The 19,821-nt window shown below is 45.1% G+C and carries 20 protein-coding genes; 6 read left to right on the top strand and 14 right to left on the bottom strand.

Features of this window, described 5'->3' with window-relative positions:
• Nucleotides 1-4: 4 nt before the first annotated feature.
• Nucleotides 5-166: a hypothetical protein gene (locus AC3CIA_RS01485; RefSeq protein WP_172837676.1), complete on the bottom strand. Its 162-nt coding sequence runs from the start codon at nt 164-166 to the stop codon at nt 5-7.
• Between the two features lie 27 nt (nt 167-193).
• A complete protein-coding gene (locus AC3CIA_RS01480; RefSeq protein ID WP_488518415.1) occupies nt 194-346 on the bottom strand; it encodes a hypothetical protein in 153 nt (50 codons plus the stop codon).
• A gap of 247 nt (nt 347-593) precedes the next feature.
• Between AC3CIA_RS01480 and zur the strand changes: the two genes are divergently transcribed.
• Nucleotides 594-1,052 carry a zinc uptake transcriptional repressor Zur gene (zur, locus tag AC3CIA_RS01475; protein ID WP_017078243.1) on the top strand — a complete coding sequence of 153 codons (459 nt, stop codon included), beginning with the start codon at nt 594-596 and terminating at the stop codon, nt 1,050-1,052.
• A gap of 17 nt (nt 1,053-1,069) precedes the next feature.
• Nucleotides 1,070-1,531, top strand: coding sequence for a chemotaxis protein CheX (locus AC3CIA_RS01470; protein ID WP_004735847.1), 462 nt, complete (start codon nt 1,070-1,072; stop codon nt 1,529-1,531).
• A 138-nt stretch (nt 1,532-1,669) separates the two neighbouring features.
• Here AC3CIA_RS01470 and pgi read toward each other — a convergent pair whose 3' ends face one another.
• Complete coding sequence (gene pgi / locus AC3CIA_RS01465) at nt 1,670-3,322, bottom strand: glucose-6-phosphate isomerase (RefSeq protein WP_488518414.1); 1,653 nt, start codon at nt 3,320-3,322, stop codon at nt 1,670-1,672.
• Between the two features lie 326 nt (nt 3,323-3,648).
• On the opposite strand from pgi, the gene AC3CIA_RS01460 reads away from it, so the two are divergent.
• Nucleotides 3,649-4,068: a secondary thiamine-phosphate synthase enzyme YjbQ gene (locus tag AC3CIA_RS01460; protein ID WP_004735849.1), complete on the top strand. Its 420-nt coding sequence runs from the start codon at nt 3,649-3,651 to the stop codon at nt 4,066-4,068.
• 116 nt (nt 4,069-4,184) lie between these two features.
• Here the strand turns inward: AC3CIA_RS01460 and AC3CIA_RS01455 are convergent, their stop codons facing one another.
• From AC3CIA_RS01455 to AC3CIA_RS01445, 3 genes are read right to left on the bottom strand one after another with little or no spacing between them, the layout of a single operon-like run.
• On the bottom strand, nt 4,185-5,390 hold the full coding sequence (locus tag AC3CIA_RS01455; RefSeq protein WP_029224181.1) for a BamA/TamA family outer membrane protein: 1,206 nt from the start codon (nt 5,388-5,390) through the stop codon (nt 4,185-4,187).
• A gap of 23 nt (nt 5,391-5,413) precedes the next feature.
• The gene (gene alr, locus AC3CIA_RS01450; protein WP_017078240.1) at nt 5,414-6,499 is read right to left on the bottom strand and encodes an alanine racemase; all 1,086 of its coding nucleotides are present in this window, start codon (nt 6,497-6,499) and stop codon (nt 5,414-5,416) included.
• A 4-nt stretch (nt 6,500-6,503) separates the two neighbouring features.
• On the bottom strand, nt 6,504-7,895 hold the full coding sequence (locus tag AC3CIA_RS01445; protein ID WP_171309440.1) for a replicative DNA helicase: 1,392 nt from the start codon (nt 7,893-7,895) through the stop codon (nt 6,504-6,506).
• A gap of 176 nt (nt 7,896-8,071) precedes the next feature.
• On the opposite strand from AC3CIA_RS01445, the gene AC3CIA_RS01440 reads away from it, so the two are divergent.
• Nucleotides 8,072-8,971, top strand: a complete 900-nt coding sequence (locus AC3CIA_RS01440; protein ID WP_029222163.1) for a DUF481 domain-containing protein — start codon at nt 8,072-8,074, stop codon at nt 8,969-8,971.
• A gap of 200 nt (nt 8,972-9,171) precedes the next feature.
• Here AC3CIA_RS01440 and rplI read toward each other — a convergent pair whose 3' ends face one another.
• The 5 genes from rplI to rnr form a co-directional block, all read right to left on the bottom strand.
• Nucleotides 9,172-9,624: a 50S ribosomal protein L9 gene (rplI, locus tag AC3CIA_RS01435; protein ID WP_004735854.1), complete on the bottom strand. Its 453-nt coding sequence runs from the start codon at nt 9,622-9,624 to the stop codon at nt 9,172-9,174.
• A gap of 38 nt (nt 9,625-9,662) precedes the next feature.
• A complete protein-coding gene (rpsR, locus tag AC3CIA_RS01430) occupies nt 9,663-9,890 on the bottom strand; it encodes a 30S ribosomal protein S18 (protein ID WP_000090472.1) in 228 nt (75 codons plus the stop codon).
• Nucleotides 9,891-10,022: 132 nt separating this feature from the next.
• Complete coding sequence (gene rpsF, locus AC3CIA_RS01425) at nt 10,023-10,436, bottom strand: 30S ribosomal protein S6 (RefSeq protein WP_004735855.1); 414 nt, start codon at nt 10,434-10,436, stop codon at nt 10,023-10,025.
• A 292-nt stretch (nt 10,437-10,728) separates the two neighbouring features.
• Nucleotides 10,729-11,469: a 23S rRNA (guanosine(2251)-2'-O)-methyltransferase RlmB gene (gene rlmB, locus AC3CIA_RS01420; protein ID WP_004735856.1), complete on the bottom strand. Its 741-nt coding sequence runs from the start codon at nt 11,467-11,469 to the stop codon at nt 10,729-10,731.
• A 203-nt stretch (nt 11,470-11,672) separates the two neighbouring features.
• Complete coding sequence (gene rnr / locus AC3CIA_RS01415; protein WP_017078239.1) at nt 11,673-14,171, bottom strand: ribonuclease R; 2,499 nt, start codon at nt 14,169-14,171, stop codon at nt 11,673-11,675.
• A gap of 248 nt (nt 14,172-14,419) precedes the next feature.
• On the opposite strand from rnr, the gene AC3CIA_RS01410 reads away from it, so the two are divergent.
• Nucleotides 14,420-15,829, top strand: coding sequence for an amidohydrolase (locus AC3CIA_RS01410; RefSeq protein WP_029224282.1), 1,410 nt, complete (start codon nt 14,420-14,422; stop codon nt 15,827-15,829).
• Nucleotides 15,830-16,018: 189 nt separating this feature from the next.
• On the opposite strand, the gene motX is transcribed toward AC3CIA_RS01410, so the two are convergent.
• Entirely contained in the window at nt 16,019-16,654 is a 636-nt protein-coding gene (motX, locus tag AC3CIA_RS01405) for a flagellar protein MotX (RefSeq protein WP_004735859.1), read from the bottom strand.
• Between the two features lie 315 nt (nt 16,655-16,969).
• The gene (locus tag AC3CIA_RS01400) at nt 16,970-18,286 is read right to left on the bottom strand and encodes an adenylosuccinate synthase (protein ID WP_017078237.1); all 1,317 of its coding nucleotides are present in this window, start codon (nt 18,284-18,286) and stop codon (nt 16,970-16,972) included.
• Between the two features lie 172 nt (nt 18,287-18,458).
• Here AC3CIA_RS01400 and AC3CIA_RS01395 point away from each other — a divergent pair, with 172 nt between their 5' ends.
• Entirely contained in the window at nt 18,459-18,647 is a 189-nt protein-coding gene (locus AC3CIA_RS01395; RefSeq protein WP_026012244.1) for a DUF2065 domain-containing protein, read from the top strand.
• Between the two features lie 195 nt (nt 18,648-18,842).
• Here AC3CIA_RS01395 and hflC read toward each other — a convergent pair whose 3' ends face one another.
• Nucleotides 18,843-19,820 carry a protease modulator HflC gene (gene hflC / locus AC3CIA_RS01390; protein WP_054548394.1) on the bottom strand — a complete coding sequence of 326 codons (978 nt, stop codon included), beginning with the start codon at nt 19,818-19,820 and terminating at the stop codon, nt 18,843-18,845.
• Nucleotide 19,821 lies beyond the last annotated feature (1 nt).

Here is a 19,821-nt window from a genome sequence, read left to right as displayed (position 1 = left end):
AGCCCTACGAATTAGGACTTTTACTTTCAAGTCGAGTCAAACGCTCATCCATCTTTTCCATCATCAAGCGCAGCCACTTAACATCGGTTTTGAGCGTGATGCCTACACCTACACCACTAGACAAAGCACTAACAACGGCAACAATTATTGTTTGATATTCTGCCATTTACTTGAACTCATTGCGTAGGGTTTCCTATAGGCCAAATACTATTGGAGCACTTGCGCTAATAATGCCACCGAATTGAACATCGTCTGCCGATACGCTCGCGGTGACAAGTTCAGGGTGACCGGCTACCAAAGCCGCTCCCGCGCCAAGTAACGCTAAACCTTTCTTAGTCGATGGCAAGCTAATGTCGATTGAGAGCTTTTTATTAAAAGCACCTTATTGCACATTTTTTTATAAACACATTCACCAGATCTCTAATTCAGCCTCATTAATCAGTTATGCCTTGAGTCACACTGTCATTTTGAGTTACCTTGTCTTATTCAAAGTCGTGGGTCACAATACGCTCTGTACCTGACTTTAATAGAAATCATTGGCTCCCAAAACGTAGTAACCTAGAAATAGGGTTTGAATAGGGATGTCCGATTGAATGGTGAAAAATTTGGACCACACATTAATAGAGCAAGTTGAAGGGATATGCGCATCTCGAGGCGTTAGATTAACACCTCAGAGAAAGCGAGTGTTTGAGCTCATTTTCTCTAATAAAAAAGCCTCTAGTGCTTATGAATTATTAGAGCAGTTGAAAGTCAGTGAACCGCAAGCCAAGCCTCCTACAGTTTATCGTGCTTTGGATTTCTTGTTGGAACAAGGTTTCATTCACCGAGTTGAATCAACCAATAGCTTCATATGTTGCTGTTCTTGCAATGCAAACAAACATTTCTCCCAACTACTGATCTGCGATAAATGTGGCACTGTGATAGAATTGCAAGACGATGCGCTTGTCACTCTACTCGCTAGTAACGCTGAGAAGCATGGCTTTCAATTGACCAATCATGTCATTGAATCGCATGGCATTTGCCAATCTTGCTCCTCCGAAATGAAAGAATAAGATTATAGAAGAACATTATGCGCGCTGAATTTGTAAACCCGTTTTTAGCTTCTTTGATGAATGTACTAAAAACGATGGCTTCTCTTGAATTGAAGCCACAAAAACCAAGAGTTAAGAAAGATGAGATCGCTCGTGGTGATGTATCCGGCCTAATTGGTATGGTTGGCACACAATCTCGTGGCTCAATGTCGATCACTTTTGATGAAGGTCTTGCCCTAGAAATCATGGAAAACATGTTGGGTGAACGACCAAATGGCTTGAACGAAGAAGTGACCGATATGGTGGGTGAAATCACTAATATGGTGACTGGTGGTGCAAAACGTATTCTTGCAGAAAGCGGCTTTGATTTCGACATGGCAACGCCAATCGTCGTTTCAGGTAAAGGCCACACCATTCGTCATAAGTGTGAAGGTGCTATTATCATCATGCCTTTCACGTCTCAGTGGGGTAACGCCTTCATCGAGATCTGTTTCGAATAGAGACAATCGAGTAAATAAAAAACGAAAGGCTGACGTACATACGTCAGCCTTTTTTATTGCCGTAAAATCAACGGACATAAAAAACGCCAACCGAAAGGTTGGCGTTTACAGTTATTACTTGGTGTTACTTAAACAGTCTTAAGCTTTCAACGCTTTAAATGCGTTGATTAGACCGTTAGTTGAGCTGTCGTGAGAGGTTACTTGAGCATCGTCAGCAAGCTCAGGAAGAATTTGGTTTGCTAGCTGCTTACCAAGTTCTACACCCCATTGGTCGAAGCTGAAGATGTTCCAGATAACGCCTTGAACGAAGATCTTGTGCTCGTACATCGCGATTAGGTTACCTAAAGAGCGAGGGTTGATTTGCTTAACAAGAATAGAGTTCGTTGGACGGTTACCTTCAAATACTTTGAAAGGAGCAAGCTCCGCTGCTTCTTCTGCTGTTTTACCAGCCGCTAGGAATTCAGCTTCCACTGTCTCTTTTGTCTTACCGAATGCTAACGCTTCAGTTTGAGCAAAGAAGTTAGACATTAGCTTCTGGTGGTGATCAGATGCTGGGTTGTGGCTGATTGCAGGCGCAATGAAATCTGATGGGATCAGCTTAGTACCTTGGTGAATCAGTTGGTAGAAAGCGTGTTGGCCGTTTGTACCAGGTTCACCCCAGATGATAGGACCTGTTTGGTACTCTACCGGGTTGCCTTCACGGTCAACAAACTTACCGTTTGATTCCATGTTACCTTGCTGGAAGTAAGCAGCAAAACGGTGCATGTATTGATCGTAAGGTAGAATCGCTTCTGACTCAGCGCCATGGAAGTTGTTGTACCAAACACCGATAAGCGCAAGGATCACTGGAATGTTGCTTTCAAACTCAGTTGAAGCAAAGTGGTTATCCATCTCGTGTGCGCCGTCTAGTAGCTCAGCGAAGTTATCGAAGCCGATAGAAAGAGAGATAGAAAGGCCGATTGCAGACCATAGTGAGTAACGACCACCAACCCAGTCCCAGAATTCGAACATGTTGTCAGTATCAATACCAAACTCAGCAACTGAAGTTGCGTTAGTCGATAGCGCTGCGAAGTGCTTAGCTACGTGTGCGTCATCACCCGCTTCAGCCAGGAACCAATCACGAGCAGAGTGTGCATTCGTCATTGTTTCTTGAGTCGTAAATGTCTTAGATGCTACTAGGAACAACGTTGTTTCTGGGTTAAGAGGCTTAAGTGTCTCAACAATGTGAGTGCCATCTACGTTAGAAACGAAGTGCATGTTCAGGCGAGTTTTGTATGGCGTAAGTGCTTCAGTCACCATGTATGGACCAAGGTCCGAACCGCCGATACCGATGTTAACTACATCAGTGATCTCTTTACCTGTGTAACCTTTCCACTCACCAGAAACGATGCGGTGCGTGAACAGTTCCATTTTCGCTAGTACTGCGTTCACTGCTGGCATTACGTCTTTGCCATCAACCATTACTGGGTTGTCGCTACGGTTACGTAGCGCAGTGTGAAGTACTGAACGACCTTCAGTCTTGTTGATTGCATCACCGCCGAACATTGCTTCGATTGCAGACTTAACTTCAGTCTCGTTCGCAAGAGCAAATAGGTGCTGCATCGTTTCAGCATCGATAAGGTTCTTAGAGTAATCCACTAAGATGTCAGAACCGAAACGAGTAGAAAAGCTCTCGAAACGCTTTGCATCTTGAGCAAACAGCTCTTTCATATCCATATCTTGAGCAGACTCAAAATGTGCAGTTAGAGCTTTCCACGCTTGTGTTTGCGTTGGGTTGATATTTTTCAACATGGTATCTATCCCGATGTTACTGTAGGTTTTATTCTAAACGTCACCTGGGTGATGAATAGAACCCCCGATTAGGCGAAAGTTTATATTTTTCTGTGATGACCAAACCGCGTCACCACTGAAAGATTCTTTGTAATTTTTTTTCACGACGTATTATGCCGCATATGAAGAGCTGTACCTTGAGATAAATCAGGATTCGATTTCCTGATACAAGAATCGGTACAGACTCTAGCTCTAACATAATTAAATGTGAGCGATACCTGATAAATTCAAGTTCAAAAGATAGCGTTAAACCACTTTTTTTCCAAATACATTATAAAGGATGGCGTATGTGGATTCAGAAGACTATACACCTAAATGCACGAAAGCGTGGATTTCATCTCATTACTGATGAAATTGAACAACAGATACACGATATCAATTCTCTATCTGTTGGTTTATTACATCTTTTTATCCAACATACCTCTGCCAGCCTCACGCTAAACGAGAACGCTGATCCTACCGTTCGTACCGATATGGAATCACACTTTAATAAGTTTGTACCTGAGCGAGCACCCTACTACAGACACACCTATGAAGGCGATGATGACATGCCAGCCCACATTAAAGCATCGACACTTGGCACCAGTGTGACAATACCAATTAGCAATGGTCGTTTAGCTTTAGGAACATGGCAGGGCATTTACTTAGGAGAACACCGAGATTGTGGTGGAAGCCGTACGGTTATTGCGACCATTCAAGGTGAATAACCTTAAGTAACCAGCTATAAAACATTATTAAAAACATAATGATAGAAAACAAAAAAGGGTGACACAGTTATGTGTCACCCTTTAAAATATGAGATATTCGAGTTAGTAAAACCAGATTAGAAAGGCTGGTTTATCATGACCCTAAAGGTCCCTTCATCACCACCTCGAGCTAACTCAGCACGAACAACAATACCCTCTACTTGGAAACGAACCGCGCCACCTAGGCTCCATTTCATATCCGAGTGCAGTGTTTTTATATCGTACTCATCCGCAACGCGCCCGACTTCGGCAAACGCCACCCATTGCCACCAAGGCAAATCGTAGTAGTTAATCAGTGGGATATCACCCAAAGGTTGCCAGTCAGGAATCACTCGGTACTCAGCAGAGTAATGAACCGCAGAACGTCCATGATAGCGACCTCCGGTATAACCTCGTAAGCGATATAAACCACCCAATCGAGCTTGTTCAGTTTCCGGTGGACGAGCACAATCTTGCCCAGAGCAGTTATCCCAGGTTGGTGTATCAGCGGTATAGAAATCGAGTGCCACGACTTGTTGGTCGAACAGGTCACCTAAAGGGCCTAATGCGAAGTACTGACTGTTTTGGAACGTCCACTTCAACCATAAATCATCGTTAGACCAGCTTTCTGCGCCAGTCGTGAATTCAAGGTTGGTATGAGAGCCCGTGGTTGGGTTGCGTGTGCTATCACGGTTATCCCAATCCAATGCCAGACTAAAGCCTGTCGCCTCTTCGGTGTTGTTTAAACCTTCTAGCTCACGAGCAGTATAAAAAGGCGTGAAGATAATCGAGCTGACACCCGACTCGACTGGCGAAGCAAAACTCACATCTTTGATTGGCTGAAAAGCCCCTAACAAGCCATGTTCTGCAACATTGCCCCAAGGTAGCAAATACTTAAATTCAAACTGATAGTTTTGCTCTAAGCCATCGGCAATGGTTTTATCATCAATAGATGAGTCGTTATCGCCTTGAGAACCAATATAATAAGGATTGTCGTTGAAGCGCGCTTGGTACATCTGAGTACTGAATAAAACATTCTCAGACAAAGCGTAGTTAAAGGCAGATAGAAAACCGACGTAACTGTCTTTGTCTGAATAAAGCGCCATACCAAACAGAGCGGCTTGAGGTTGCCAAACACCCTTTGCGACACCCGCAACCCCAAAGGTATTACCCAATGTTTCAGTACTAAAATAGAAAGGGACAAAGGCTGAATCTTTTTCTTCACTCAAGACAGAAGAAGAAAAGCTAACACCGAGCAATGCCATAGCTGACGTTAACCAGTGTCGAGTCGTTCGCTTGAACATCATTTAGTTTACAATATCCATAGCTACTTCACATACTCCATCGCAACACGTGAAGTCAGCTTAGTGACTAACTCGTACGCGATAGTGCCGATATGATCTGCTACTTCTTCTGAAGGTAAGCCTTTACCCCACAGAGTCGCTTCATCGCCCACTTGATCTGCAGCATCAGGGCCAAGGTCGACCGTTAGCATGTCCATTGACACTCGTCCTGCGATCGGTACTTTTCGTCCATTAACGAACACTGGAGTGCCGTTAGGTGCCATGCGTGGATAACCATCACCGTAACCAATCGCGATCACGCCAACCTTGGTATCACGTTCACTGGTCCAGTTAGCGCCATAGCCTACGCTTTCACCCGCTTTAACATCACGAACCGCAATCAGATGTGAGGTCAGAGTCATCACAGGCTTAAAGCCAAGTTCTTGCGCTGATTTATCAGCAAAAGGCGAAACACCGTAAGAGATGATTCCCGGACGAACCCAATCAAGGTGGCTGTTAGGCCAAGCCAATAGACCCGCAGAGGCAGCAAGTGAACGCTCACCTTCACAACCGTCAGTGAGAGATAAGAAAAGCTCAGTCTGTTCAACGGTGGTTGCTCTATCAAGTTCATCAGCACAACCAAAGTGGCTCATGTAACGTAGAGGTTTGGCAACATTCGCACATTGATGCAAACGCTCAACAAAGTTTTGGTATTGCTCAGGGCGAACACCCAATCGGTGCATGCCACTGTCGACTTTAAGCCATACCACAACCGGTGTTTCCAAATCTGCATTCTCTAGCGCGCTTAATTGCTCTTCACAATGCACCACGGTTTGAATGTTATTGGTCACCAGGATGGGTAAATCACCCGAAGAGTAAAACCCTTCCAGCAACAAAATGGGTTTAACAATACCACCAGCTCGCAGCTGTAAGGCTTCTTCAATACGTGCCACACCAAAAGCATCTGAGTTTTTCGAGTGCTTAGCGATATGCAGTAAGCCGTGCCCGTAGCCATTCGCTTTCACAACCGACATAACTTTACACTGTGGAGCCTTCGACTTTATCTGGTTCAGGTTATGTTCGAGCGCGTTTAAGTCAATGCTTGCCGTCGCTGCTTTCATATAAGTCATTAACTTACTCATCATCAAATGCAGGACCTGCATAGTTATCAAATCGGGAGTGTTGACCTTGGAATGTTAAACGAACCGAACCGATAGGACCGTTACGTTGCTTACCAAGGATGATCTCAGCGATGCCTTTCAGTGAACTGTCTGGGTTATAAACCTCATCACGATAGATAAACATGATCAAATCGGCATCTTGCTCGATAGAACCTGATTCACGCAAATCCGAGTTTACTGGGCGTTTATCAGCACGTTGCTCTAGGGAACGGTTAAGCTGAGAAAGTGCCACAACCGGAACGTTCAACTCTTTCGCTAGCGCTTTTAGGGAGCGAGAAATTTCGGCGATCTCTAACGTACGGTTTTCAGACAACGAAGGTACACGCATTAATTGGAGGTAATCTATCATGATCATAGAAATACCATCATGCTCACGAGCAATACGTCGAGCACGCGAGCGTACTTCTGTTGGTGTTAAGCCCGAGCTATCATCGATATACATATTCTTCTTATCCATAAGAATACCCATACTCGATGAAATACGCGCCCAATCTTCATCATCCAATTGACCGGTACGAATCTTGGTTTGGTCGACACGAGAAAGTGACGCAAGCATACGCATCATCAGCTGTTCGGCTGGCATCTCAAGAGAGAAAATCAGAACGGGCTTATCTTGTTTCATCGCCGCGTTTTCACACAAGTTCATCGCAAACGTGGTTTTACCCATCGATGGACGCGCAGCAACAATGATTAAGTCTGAACCCTGTAGGCCTGCTGTCTTCTTGTTAAGGTCGTTAAAGCCAGTATCGACACCAGTAACACCATCTTGTGGCGATTTATATAAGATTTCGATACGTTCTAGCGTCTTCTCGAGAATGCTATCAACGTTTTGTGGGCCTTCGTTTTCACTTGCTCGGCCTTCTGCAATCGCGAAGACTTTACTTTCAGCAAGATCAACCAGCTCTTCCGATGTACGACCTTGAGGGTCATAACCAGAATCGGCGATCTCATTCGCCACACCGATCAGGCTGCGAACCAGTGCTCGCTGTGCCACGATATCAGCATACGCATTAATGTTAGCGGCACTTGGGGTGTTTTTGGCTAAGTCAGCAAGGTAAGCAAAGCCACCTACGTCTTCTAGCTGCTCACGAAGCTCTAAATGTTCAGAGAGTGTAATCAGGTCCAGAGGAGAACTTTCTTCAAGGATATCCTTTACCGCTTCAAAGATCAGACGGTGAGGACGGCTATAAAAGTCTTTGGCCACAACCTTTTCAGCAACTGTATCCCAGCGTTCGTTATCCAATAACAAACCGCCAATAACAGATTGCTCAGCTTCTAATGAATGTGGCGGGACCTTGATGGCGTCCACCTGATCGTTGGCTGATTTCTGACTTTTGGTATCCACTATGACTACACTCAATAACTAATAATGATCGTTCATTATACCCAAGAACACTCATTTGTAATCCGTTCCTAAGCGTTTGTTTTATTCTTCAGGAAGAATTTACCTATTGCTGACGGAATTAACCAAGGGTAGCATTACGATCCTGCCATTCACTCACTGTATAACTAGAGGTATGCGTGTCCAAATTATTGGCTCTGAGCACTGGTCTTCTAAGCTCTGGTCTTCTAAGCACCAGCCTTCTGAGCTCTCCGTTGGCCTTAGCTGATGATGATGCTAAAGCCTCTGTCGATGCAATCCTCGACTCTATAGTAGTTTCAGAACCTACTGTTGAGCCGATCGTCGTTGCACCGACACCTGAAAAAGATATGGATATCGCACCGAGTGATACGAGTGACACAGAACTGCCGAACCCACTCAAGACGGAAGTCGAATTTGGGTATCAGTCGCATACTGGTAATTCTGATTCACGATCGCTAAATGCCCGCCTAAACGGTGAGTATACGGCTGGCCGTCATAGAACCAGTGGCGAATGGAAATACTACAACCTCTACAAAGACGGTGAAGAAGATAAAAGGCAATCGACTTACTCGGCTCAGAGTGACTACAAGTTAAGCCCTAAAACCTACCTTTACGGCAGCTTTAAAGGTGTCGATTCACGATACAGTGCTTACTTTAAAGACTACACAATCTCTAGTGGTTTGGGTTATCAGTTCTCGAACACTGAAGAGTTTGTGTTGGAAGTCGAAGTCGGACCGGGTTTTCGTTACCAAGAACCTAATCTCGATGAATTGGACGACGATGACATCATCTTCCCAGAGATTGTTGAAGAGGCGATTTTCCGTGGCAATGTGAATACATCATGGCAGGTGTTGAAGAATTTGCAGCTCAAGGCTGATGTGACGTTAGTATCTGGCCACAGTAACCTGAAATTTGATACAGAATTAGAAGCGATCAACGATATTACTGACAATATCGCACTGAAGATTGCTCACTCTCGTCAATACCACGATAAAGTGCCTCACGGATTAAGCAAAGAAGACTCAGTGCTGTCGATTAACCTGCTCTTTCAGTTCTAGTTTCAAGAACTATTCTAGTCTTAAGGCGACTTATAACCTTGAGAACAGCCTGTTCAGCAATAAGAGCTTTTGGATCACTGTAAGCTTTTTACTTACCATAACCCCTTCGCTATGCTTTCCTATATTTCAGACATAAAAAAACACCAGCCGAAGCTGGTGTTTAAAACTTTCAAAAGAAAGAATTCGTCTTGGTACTGAAATTACTCAGCTGCAACGATAGCGATTTTCGCAGTAGCAAAAACTTCAGAGTGAAGTTGGATGCTTACTTCGAATTCGCCGATGTTACGTAGAGCGCCTTCAGGTAGGCGTACTTCGCTCTTAACTACTGCAACACCAGCTGCTGTAATAGCATCTGCGATGTCACGAGTACCGATAGAACCGAATAGTTTGCCTTCGTCACCAGCTTTAGAAGCGATTGTAACGCCTTCTAGAGTGTTAACTGTCTCTGCGCGAGCTTCTGCAGCAGCTAGTTGCTCAGCAACTTTAGCTTCTAGTTCAGCACGGCGAGTTTCGAACATAGCAACGTTGTCTTTAGTTGCCATAACTACTTTACCCTGTGGGATAAGGAAGTTACGAGCGTAACCAGATTTAACGTTTACTTGGTCGCCAAGGCCACCTAGGTTACCGATTTTATCAAGTAGAATAACTTGCATTATCTTAGTCCTCTTAAACTATTGTTAACTATTACCGATTACTGATGCTTGTCAGTGTACGGTAGTAGAGCTAGGTAACGAGAACGCTTGATAGCGCGAGCTAGCTGACGTTGGTATTTAGCACTTGTACCAGTGATACGGCTAGGTACAATTTTACCAGCTTCAGTGATGTAGTTTTTTAGAGTTGCTACGTCTTTGTAGTCAATCTCTTGTACGCCTTCTGCAGTAAAACGGCAGAATTTACGACGACGGAAGAAACGAGCCATGGGCTATCTCCTGATCTAAATTTAATAATGCGGTATTAACACAGGCTTATAAATAAGCGTAAGCAAATGCTTGTAGTGAAAATACCTAAACGAGTTGAATAAAATTTAATGACCTAAAAGGCCAAAAAAGAATTACTCAGCAGCAGCTTCTGGCTTAGCTTCTTCTTCACGACGTGGTGCACGTTCTTCACGGTCATCACGACGAGGAGCACGCTCTGCACGCTCTTCTTTTTGCTTAAGCATGATAGATTGCTCAGTCACAGCGCCTTTAGTGCGCATGATCATGTTACGTAGAACTGCATCGTTAAAACGGAAAGCAGTTTCTAGCTCGTCCATCACTTCTTGGCCAGCTTCAACGTTCATAAGAACGTAGTGAGCTTTGTGAAGTTTGTTGATTGGGTAAGCCATTTGACGGCGGCCCCAGTCTTCTAGACGGTGGATAGTACCGCCAGCTTCAGTGATTGAACCAGTGTAACGCTCGATCATGCCAGCAACTTGCTCGCTTTGATCAGGGTGAACCATGAATACGATTTCATAATGACGCATTTGGTTGCTCCTTACGGATTATTAGCTTCCACGAAAGGCTCGGTCGTCCAAGGGAAGCAAGGAACTAAAGAAAAATGACCGAGTTTTAAGGACGGCAAATATTATAGAAAGAACCCGGTATTGGCAAGCGGTATTTGGCTAATAATGAAACAGTTTTTCTTTCGCCATCTAGCCATCTGACAAACCAAACGATTCCGTCATAACAGCCTAAAAAGAAACGCCCACCAGCAAGTGGTGAGCGCTAATAAATTCATAGACTTAGAGTCGTTTTGCCTTTTGACTCAGCTTAACGCTATTGAGCTAGGCGCTGACGTACCGCTTCGAACAGACAGATGCCTGATGCTACCGAAACGTTGAGGCTCGACACGCTGCCTGACATTGGAATCTTAATTAGGTCATCACAGGTTTCACGCGTTAAACGACGCATGCCGTCACCTTCTGCACCCATAACTACCGCAAGAGGACCCGTTAGCTTCGCTTGGTAGATGTCATGCGTCGCTTCACCTGCGGTACCCACGAACCATACACCTTGCTCTTGTAGAGCGCGCATTGTACGGGCTAAGTTGGTTACGCGCACTAGAGGAACGGTTTCAGCCGCACCACACGCTACCTTGCTTACGGTTGCCGTTAGCGGCGAAGAGCGATCTTTAGGTACGATAACAGCCGCCACACCCGCAGCATCCGCGTTACGTAGACAAGCACCTAGGTTATGAGGGTCTGTTACGCCATCTAGAACCAACAGCAGAGGCTGTTCGTGCTGCGCTAGGATATCGTCTAGGTGAGTTTCATTAAGCTGCTTAGCAGGCTTCACCTTAGCAATAAGACCTTGGTGATTTGCACCCTGTGCTTTTTCATCAAGCGGCTTACGGCCCATTTGTTGAATCGACACACCAAATTGCTGCAGTTGATTCAGTAATGGAAGAAGACGATCGTCTTGACGACCTTTAAGCACGTACGCTTCAATAAAGCGCGCTGGATCTTTTTCTAGTACGGCTTTCACCGCGTGAATACCGTAAATAAATTCGTTACTCATTGTCTCTGGTTACTCTTATTGCTCAGAGATGAATGACATCAAACCCGATGCACCCACCCCTGTGTTGTTTATTTCGAGAGTATGCGTCTTGCGCCTGATACTCTCGCATTAAAATCTTTTCGCGTTAAAGTCATGTCGCATTAAATTAGCGCTGTGCTAAACCTAACTAGCAAAGCGCCTTATTAAGCTTAAGACTTATAAACTTAAGACTTATCAGCCTTTGGCTTACGACTTGCGGTACGCTTTTTTTTAGCTCGCGCTTTCGCAGCACCGGTTTTATTCGCTGACTTCTTCTTAGCTGAACTTTCAGAGCTACCGTCTGGTCGCTTAGTAGGTTCAACTAAAGGCGTCGCAGGTACACCCGGCTTATTACTCTTCACCGCTGAACGCTTCTTGCTTTTCGCCTTTTTCATCGCTTCAGCTGCACGCTTCTTGGCCGTTTTACCTTTACCACGCGGCTGACGATCGGTGTCTTCTAAATCAAAGTCGATTTGGCGAGTTTCTAGATTAACCGCAGAAACCTTCACTTTAACCGAATCACCCAAGCGGTAGATATTACCTGAGCTTTCACCGACTAAACGCTGACCAACAGCATCAAATTGGTAGTAATCATTCGCTAGCGCTGAGATATGTACCAAGCCATCGATGTGCAGTTCAGTAAGACGAACAAAGAAGCCGAAGCCAGTCACGTTAGCAATTACGCCATCCATCACTTCGCCGACATGGTCTTGCATGTACTCACACTTCAGCCAGTCGTTCACTTCACGCGTAGCATCATCAGCACGACGCTCAGTCATTGAACACTGCTCGCCGTAGAAGTCCATATCATCGAAAGTGTAGTGGTAACCACCCGTTGGCGTCCAACGCTCACTCTGACGGCCTTCTTCTTTCGCAATAAGGTACTTAATCGCGCGGTGCAATAGCAAATCTGGGTAACGACGAATTGGCGAGGTAAAGTGAGCATAGCGTTTAAGAGCTAAACCAAAGTGACCTGCGTTGTCCGCGTTGTATACCGCTTGCTTCATCGAGCGCAGTAGCATGGTTTGGATTAACTCACGATCTTCACGCTCATTAATCTGTTGCATCAGTTGTGCATAGTCTACTGGTGATGGCGACAGGCCACCTTCCAGCGTTAAACCTAGCTCACTCAGGAAGCTCTTAAAGCCCGTTAAGCGCTCTTCTCCCGGAGTATCGTGAACACGGTACAGTGCAGGTTCTTTCGCTTTTTCTACGTAAGACGCCGATGCGATATTCGCAAGAATCATACACTCTTCGATGATCTTGTGTGCATCGTTACGGATGACGGGTTCAATACGGTCAATCTTACGATCCGCATTGAAGATAAACTTAGTTTCTACCGTTTCAAACTCAATCGCACCACGTTCGTCACGCGTTTTCTTAAGTACCTTGTACATCTTATGAAGCTCTTCAAGATGTGGTACTTCAGGCTCGTAACGCTCACGAAGTTCTTCATTGCCATCTAAGATAGCGCCAACTTTGTTGTAAGTCAGACGGGCATGAGAGTTCATTACCGCTTCGTAGTGCTTGTAACCCGACAGTTTACCTTTGTCTGAGATAGTCATCTCACACACCATACATAAACGGTCGACTTGAGGGTTCAATGAACATAAACCATTAGAAAGGACTTCTGGCAGCATTGGCACAACTTGTGACGGGAAGTATACCGAGTTACCACGGTTAATCGCTTCTTTGTCTAGCGCAGTGTCTGGGCGAACGTAGTAACTTACGTCAGCAATCGCTACCCACAGGCGCCAGCCTCCGCCTTTCTTCGCTTCACAGTAAACCGCATCATCGAAGTCACGCGCATCTTCACCATCAATGGTAACCAATGGCAGTTTGCGTAGATCAACACGTCCTTCTTTTGCTTCTTCAGGAACATGCTCACCGAGGTTTACGATTTGCTTATCTACCGCTTCAGGCCACTCTTGTGGGATCTGGTGAGTACGGATCGCGATCTGCGTTTCCATACCCGGAGCCATGTTTTCACCAAGAACTTCGGTCACTTTACCCATCATGTTACGAGAACGACCACCACGATCCGTAATTTCGATCACAACCACATTACCCATTCGAGCACCGCCTTTATGCTCAGTAGGGATCTGGATGTCGTGACTAATACGAGAATCATCAGCAACCACGTAAGAATGACCGTATTCTAGGAAGAAGCGGCCAACAAGTGGGGTTTTGCGCTCTTCAAGAACACGAACCAAACGACCTTCACGACGGCCACGCTTACTGTTGTCAGTAGGCTGAGCCAGTACGTAATCACCGTGCATGATGGTTTTCATCTGGTGATGCGGCAACACGATATCATTGTCTTTACCCACACTGCCGTCTGGGCGAACCCAACCATGACCGTCTTTATGACCAATCACATAGCCTTTAATCAATTCCATCTTCTCAGGCAATGCGTAGCACTGACGACGGGTAAAGATAAGCTGTCCATCACGTTCCATTGCACGTAAACGACGACGCAGCCCTTCATATTGTTCCTCTCCAGCCAAACCCAAAGCTTCGAATAGATCGTTACGGTTCATTGGGATATTCGCGTCTGTTAGAAACGAAATAATGAACTCTCGGCTTGGTACTGGGTTTTCGTAATTTTTCGACTCTCGGTCGGCAAAAGGATCAACAGTGGTTGTCGCTGTCGTGTTTTCTGACATTGGTGTGTTTTTTGACATAGGCGGGCCTGCTTAAGCAAGGAATGTATATACCCCTAGTATATCTGATGCTAGGGGTAAGCTACAGATATGCTTTGGAAAAGCCTAAAATAACCTAAGATTGATACATATCTTCACTTTGTGAAACATCGCTTCATAGAGGCGGACTATCATCAAAATTTCAAGCAAACGATAAAACAAACGTTTGCGCCATGAATGAAATACACTATTATCCTGACACTTTACCAACTCCTGTTCTGAGTATTGATATGAAACTAAAACGCACCCTATTGGCTTCAGCAATGGCAAGCCTCGCTCTATTTCCATTTGCGAGTTCAGCAATGGAAAAAGCCGATCTAATGATTACCGATGCGATGGTTCTAACCATGAATCAAGACAAAACGGTTTATGAGAGCGGTACTGTTGTCGTAAAAGACAACAAAATCATTGCCGTTGGTGATGCTTCACTAGAGAAGCAGTACCAAGCGAAACAAGTGTTAGACGTGGATGGCGATATCGTGATGCCGGGTCTCATCAATACTCATACTCACGTATCGATGACGGTTTTCCGCTCGCTGGCCGATGATGTGCCTGACCGTCTTCACCGTTATATCTTCCCTCTAGAGAAGAAACTGGTATCGCGAGACATGGTACGCATTGGCGCTAATCTCGGTAACGTTGAAATGGTGAAAGGCGGTGTCACGACTTACGCCGACATGTACTACTTCGAAGATGAAGTTGCGAAAACTGTCGATAAGATCGGTATGCGTGCCATTCTTGGTGAAACCGTGATTAAGTTCCCAGTAGCGGACGCTGCCAACGCGGAAGAAGGCATCCAATACGCGCTGAATTTCATTGAAGAATACAAAGACCACCCGCGTATCACACCCGCGTTTGCACCACACGCGCCTTACACCAACACCACAGAGATACTGCAGAAGATCTCTAAGCTCTCTCTAGAGCTCGATGTACCAGTAATGATTCACCTAGCAGAATCACACCGTGAAGAAGAGAAAATCGCCGAGCGTTCAGATGGACTATCACCGGTTCAATACATGGACAGCATTGGCGCACTCAACAAAAACTTGGTGGGTGCACACATGATCTTGGTTGACGATCATGATATCGAGCTGGTGAAAAAATCGGATATGGGTGTGGCTCACAACATGAGTGCTAACATCAAGTCAGCAAAAGGCGTATCTCCTGCCCTTAAGATGTACGACGAAAATGTACGTATCGGTTTAGGTACTGATGGCCCAATGTCTGGTAACACACTGAGCACCATTGATGAATTCAACCAAGTCGCTAAAGTTCACAAGCTGGTTAATAAAGATCGTGCCGCAATGCCGCCGATCAAAGTGATCGACATGGCAACAATGGGCGCAGCAAAAGCGCTACACATGGAAGATAAGATCGGTTCTCTTGAAGCCGGTAAACTCGCCGACATCATAGTGATCGATACGAAAGCGCCAAACATGGTTCCAGTCTACAACCCATACTCGGCATTAGTTTACTCAGCTAACTCGGGTAACGTTCGCCACACCATCGTTGACGGTAAGATCATCATGCAAGACCGCGACATGCTAACGGTCGATGAAGATAAGATTCGCCAAGAAGCACTCGATTTCACCAAAGTCGTTCGTAAGACGGTGATTGAATCTGGTGAAGTTGTTCAATAACGGCTAGGACTATAAATCACTGCGCTTTCTTTTTAATCTAAAAAGCGGTTAAACAAAAAAGCAGTTAAGATCAAAAAAGGCCTCATAGGTATTTACCTACGAGGCCTTTTTAATACGATATCTTTCTATATCAAGATAGATAGCTAACGAGTGCAGTCGTTCACCATCAACCTTAATTAATATTCGTCATTACCAGAACACGTCTCGACGTTTTGCTCGAGCGATAATGTTGTCCGGCATTCTCTGTTCCAGACCGCTACGAAGCACGGTGATGCGTTTGTGTTGCCTATCATCCGCAGTCACCGAGTTGTATAACCAGCGGTAAGCATCTTCATAATCTAACGGGCTACCGTAATCACGCAGCAAGAGTTCCGCTAAGTGAATGCTTGCACTTAGATTACCCATAGAGGCCGCTTCACGTAAATACGGAATCGCGCGCTCTTTGTCTTGTTGAACCAAGGTTCCACGAGAATAATAACGACCTAGCTGCTCTAGTGCAGCCGGTAAACCTTGATGCGCCGCGTTTTCCATATAGTAAATGCCAAGCTCGACATCTTGTGGAACACACACGCCCCAAGCCAACATATCACCGTATAAAAACTCATAAGAAGGCAAGCTAATACGCGTTGCACGAGCAACGATATCTTCAACTAACTGGCACTTATCAGCTTTCACTCGCTCTAGGTGTTGATTATTCTCGATTAAATTAATCAGTTCAGCTTCTGTATATATTGGAACGGGCTCTCCCACGTCAGTCAAATTTGCATGACTCAAGGGTGAGCTCAGCGCCATTATCAATGAAGCTGCTACAATTCGTAGCTTCATACCTGCACTCTATTATCTGTCGCTAAAGTTATCTATTGAGGGCCGCAGAGGATTTCTACACGCACAAAACAGGGTGAACTTCACTTTCCATGATATCTGTATCGGCAATAACCCTGACGGCTTTAGACAAAACTTGCCGCTAATGGGCAATATTTTGCCTGATGACGCTTAAAAGATCACCATCAAAGAGTGCGTGGCTAAATTGCAGGTATTAAAAAGCCGACTTAATAAAGTCGGCTTTTAGAAAACTATTTCATTATCAGAGCACTTTAATTACCACAGCACGGTTAGTGCCTGGTAATCACTCAGCGGGCATTACGCGCCGTATGGGTGAACCTTAATGATAGTTTCGTTACGATCTGGGCCAGTTGATACGATATCAATTGGAACGCCAGTTAGGTCTTCGATACGCTTGATGTAATCTAGAGCAGCTTGTGGAAGCGCGTCGATAGATTTAGCACCAAATGTGTTTTCAGACCAACCAGGCATTGTTTCGTAAATTGGCGTCGCTTCTTCGAATGACTCAGCAGCCATTGGAGAAACTTCTAGGATAGAACCATCTTTCATCTTGTAACCAGTACAGATTTTTAGTTCTTCTAGGCCATCTAGAACGTCTAGTTTAGTTAGACAGATACCAGATAGAGAGTTGATTTGGATTGCACGACGCATAGCAACAGCATCGAACCAACCCGTACGGCGTAGACGACCAGTCGTTGCGCCAAACTCGTGACCAACATCGCCTAGGTGCTTACCAACTGGGTCTTGTTTTTCAAGGCCATCGTATAGCTCAGTTGGGAATGGACCTGAACCAACACGAGTACAGTAAGCCTTAGTAATACCAAGGATGTAACCGATGTGACGAGGACCAAAACCAGAACCTGCAGCAACACCACCAGCAGTCGTGTTAGAAGACGTTACGTATGGGTAAGTACCGTGGTCGATATCTAGTAGCGTACCTTGAGCACCTTCGAACATGATCTTGTCGCCGCGCTTACGTGCTGCGTCTAGTTCGTCAGTTACGTCGATAACCATCGCAGTTAACATGTCTGCGTAGCTCATCGCTTGCTCAAGAACTTCTTCGTAGCTTACTGTTTCAGCTTTGTAGAAGTGCTCTAGTTGGAAGTTGTGGAATTCCATAACTTCTTTTAGCTTCTCAGCAAATGCTTCTTTATCGAAAAGGTCGCCAACGCGTAGACCGCGACGAGCAACTTTATCTTCGTAAGCAGGACCGATACCACGACCCGTTGTACCGATAGCTTTAGCGCCACGAGCGATTTCACGCGCGTTGTCGATTGCAATGTGGTACGGAAGAATTAGAGGACAAGCTTCAGAGATGAAAAGACGCTCACGTACTGGGATACCGCGATCTTCAAGAGGTTTCATTTCTTTAAGAAGTGCGTCAGGCGATAATACTACACCGTTGCCAATAACACATTTAACGTTATTGCGTAGGATACCTGATGGAATTAAGTGAAGAACGGTTTTTTCACCGTCAATTACAAGTGTGTGACCTGCATTGTGACCGCCTTGGTAGCGAACCACGTATTTTGCATCTTCAGTTAAAAGGTCAACGATTTTACCTTTACCTTCATCACCCCATTGGGTGCCTAGAACGACTACGTTATTTCCCATCTTTCCAATTTCTGTTGCTAATTAAAAATGGATTCTAGCACCGAATCACATTTCTTGCAGTCATTTTTTGTTCATAATTGTTAAAGCTAACGACAAGCAAATTTGCAATGACACCGCGAAGATCCGTAAAGATGCTGATATTATTATCTTTTTACAGACAAAAGGCAGCAACATGTCTAATTCTATCTGGCTCGCAATCGGGCTTGTTCTTATCGTTGAAGGGCTGGGGCCCTTGATTGCACCCAATGGCTGGAGAAACATGGTTGCTCAATTAAGCCAACAGCCAGACACGCAACTGCGTCGAATTGGCGGTTGCCTTGTGGTTGCCGGCGTCGTTATCGCTTTCATGACCTACCGCTAGGCTCTCTCAAAGCACGGCTCTGTCGCTCGATTTCCCTCGAGGACGCAATGGCCAATATTCAGTCTTTAGTCTTCAGTCTTCAGTCTTCAGTCTTCAGTCTTCAAAGAATAGAAAACAAAAAGGCTCCCATAATGGGAGCCTTTTAAGTTTTAACGTATTTTGCTTATTGAGCTAAGCATCCGCTAACGCATCAGCTTATTTTGCTGGAGCGCCGCTCGCTTGATTCATGTATTGGAAGAAGTCAGTCTTCGGATCCAGTACTAGAATGTCGCTCTTATCGCTAAATGAAGTCTCATAAGCTTGCAATGAACGCATGAAGCCATAGAACTCAGGATCTTTACTGTACACATCAGAGTAGATCTTCGCTGCTTCTGCATCTGCATCACCACGAGTGATTCGAGCTGTACGGTCAGCTTCTGCAAGAACTGTTGCTACTTCTAGCTCAGCTTGAGCACGGATAACTTCTGCTTTCTCACGACCTTGAGAACGGTGTCTACGAGCAACCGATTCACGTTCTGCACGCATACGGCGGTAGATAGATTCACTGATTTCGTCAGGAAGGTTAATCTTCTTCATTCGGAAATCAACAACTTCAACACCTAAATCAGCCATCGCACTTTCTGACGTTCCAGACAAAACGTTTTCCATGATCTTGTCGCGTTCGCCATCAACTTCTAGAGCTTCTGCAGCCGCTACCGTTGTAACAACTTCGCTATCAGCAGAGTCTGGCAGGATGTCCTTATTACGAGGGCCTGACACGATCTGCTTAATTTCACGCGCACCAATTTCAGAACGAAGAACATCTGTCACTTTACGCTCAAGAAGTGCTTCTGCCGTCATGATATTGCCGCCGCCGGTACTCAGATAAAAACGTCCAAAATCAGCAATACGCCATTTTGCGTAGGTATCAATTAGAACGTCTTTTTTCTCTGATGTTACGAAACGGTCAGAACGACCATCCATCGTTTGAATACGAGCATCAAGTACTTTTACGCGATCAAACAGTGGCAGTTTAAAATGCAAGCCTGGTTCATAGATTCGTGATACGCCGTTGTCATCGAGAACTCGACCAAAACGAATTACCATGCCACGTTCGCCTTCTTGAATCACAAATAGTGACATCAATAGAAGGGCAATCGTCACAACTAATACAGGGATCATTAATTTACGCATT

The sequence above is a fragment of the Vibrio sp. QJM3NY_27 genome (assembly GCF_057785955.1).
This window is presented reverse-complemented; position numbering and strand designations above follow the sequence as displayed.

Coding starts and splice junctions, on each gene's coding strand:
- AC3CIA_RS01485 (WP_172837676.1), bottom strand. CDS start 166: ATGGCAGAATATCAAACAATAATTGTTGCCGTTGTTAGTGCTTTGTCT.
- zur (WP_017078243.1), top strand. CDS start 594: ATGGTGAAAAATTTGGACCACACATTAATAGAGCAAGTTGAAGGGATA.
- AC3CIA_RS01470 (WP_004735847.1), top strand. CDS start 1,070: ATGCGCGCTGAATTTGTAAACCCGTTTTTAGCTTCTTTGATGAATGTA.
- pgi (WP_488518414.1), bottom strand. CDS start 3,322: ATGTTGAAAAATATCAACCCAACGCAAACACAAGCGTGGAAAGCTCTA.
- AC3CIA_RS01460 (WP_004735849.1), top strand. CDS start 3,649: ATGTGGATTCAGAAGACTATACACCTAAATGCACGAAAGCGTGGATTT.
- AC3CIA_RS01455 (WP_029224181.1), bottom strand. CDS start 5,390: ATGTTCAAGCGAACGACTCGACACTGGTTAACGTCAGCTATGGCATTG.
- alr (WP_017078240.1), bottom strand. CDS start 6,499: ATGACTTATATGAAAGCAGCGACGGCAAGCATTGACTTAAACGCGCTC.
- rplI (WP_004735854.1), bottom strand. CDS start 9,624: ATGCAAGTTATTCTACTTGATAAAATCGGTAACCTAGGTGGCCTTGGC.
- rpsR (WP_000090472.1), bottom strand. CDS start 9,890: ATGGCTCGTTTCTTCCGTCGTCGTAAATTCTGCCGTTTTACTGCAGAA.
- rpsF (WP_004735855.1), bottom strand. CDS start 10,436: ATGCGTCATTATGAAATCGTATTCATGGTTCACCCTGATCAAAGCGAG.
- rlmB (WP_004735856.1), bottom strand. CDS start 11,469: ATGAGTAACGAATTTATTTACGGTATTCACGCGGTGAAAGCCGTACTA.
- rnr (WP_017078239.1), bottom strand. CDS start 14,171: ATGTCAAAAAACACACCAATGTCAGAAAACACGACAGCGACAACCACT.
- AC3CIA_RS01410 (WP_029224282.1), top strand. CDS start 14,420: ATGAAACTAAAACGCACCCTATTGGCTTCAGCAATGGCAAGCCTCGCT.
- motX (WP_004735859.1), bottom strand. CDS start 16,654: ATGAAGCTACGAATTGTAGCAGCTTCATTGATAATGGCGCTGAGCTCA.
- AC3CIA_RS01400 (WP_017078237.1), bottom strand. CDS start 18,286: ATGGGAAATAACGTAGTCGTTCTAGGCACCCAATGGGGTGATGAAGGT.
- AC3CIA_RS01395 (WP_026012244.1), top strand. CDS start 18,459: ATGTCTAATTCTATCTGGCTCGCAATCGGGCTTGTTCTTATCGTTGAA.
- hflC (WP_054548394.1), bottom strand. CDS start 19,820: ATGCGTAAATTAATGATCCCTGTATTAGTTGTGACGATTGCCCTTCTA.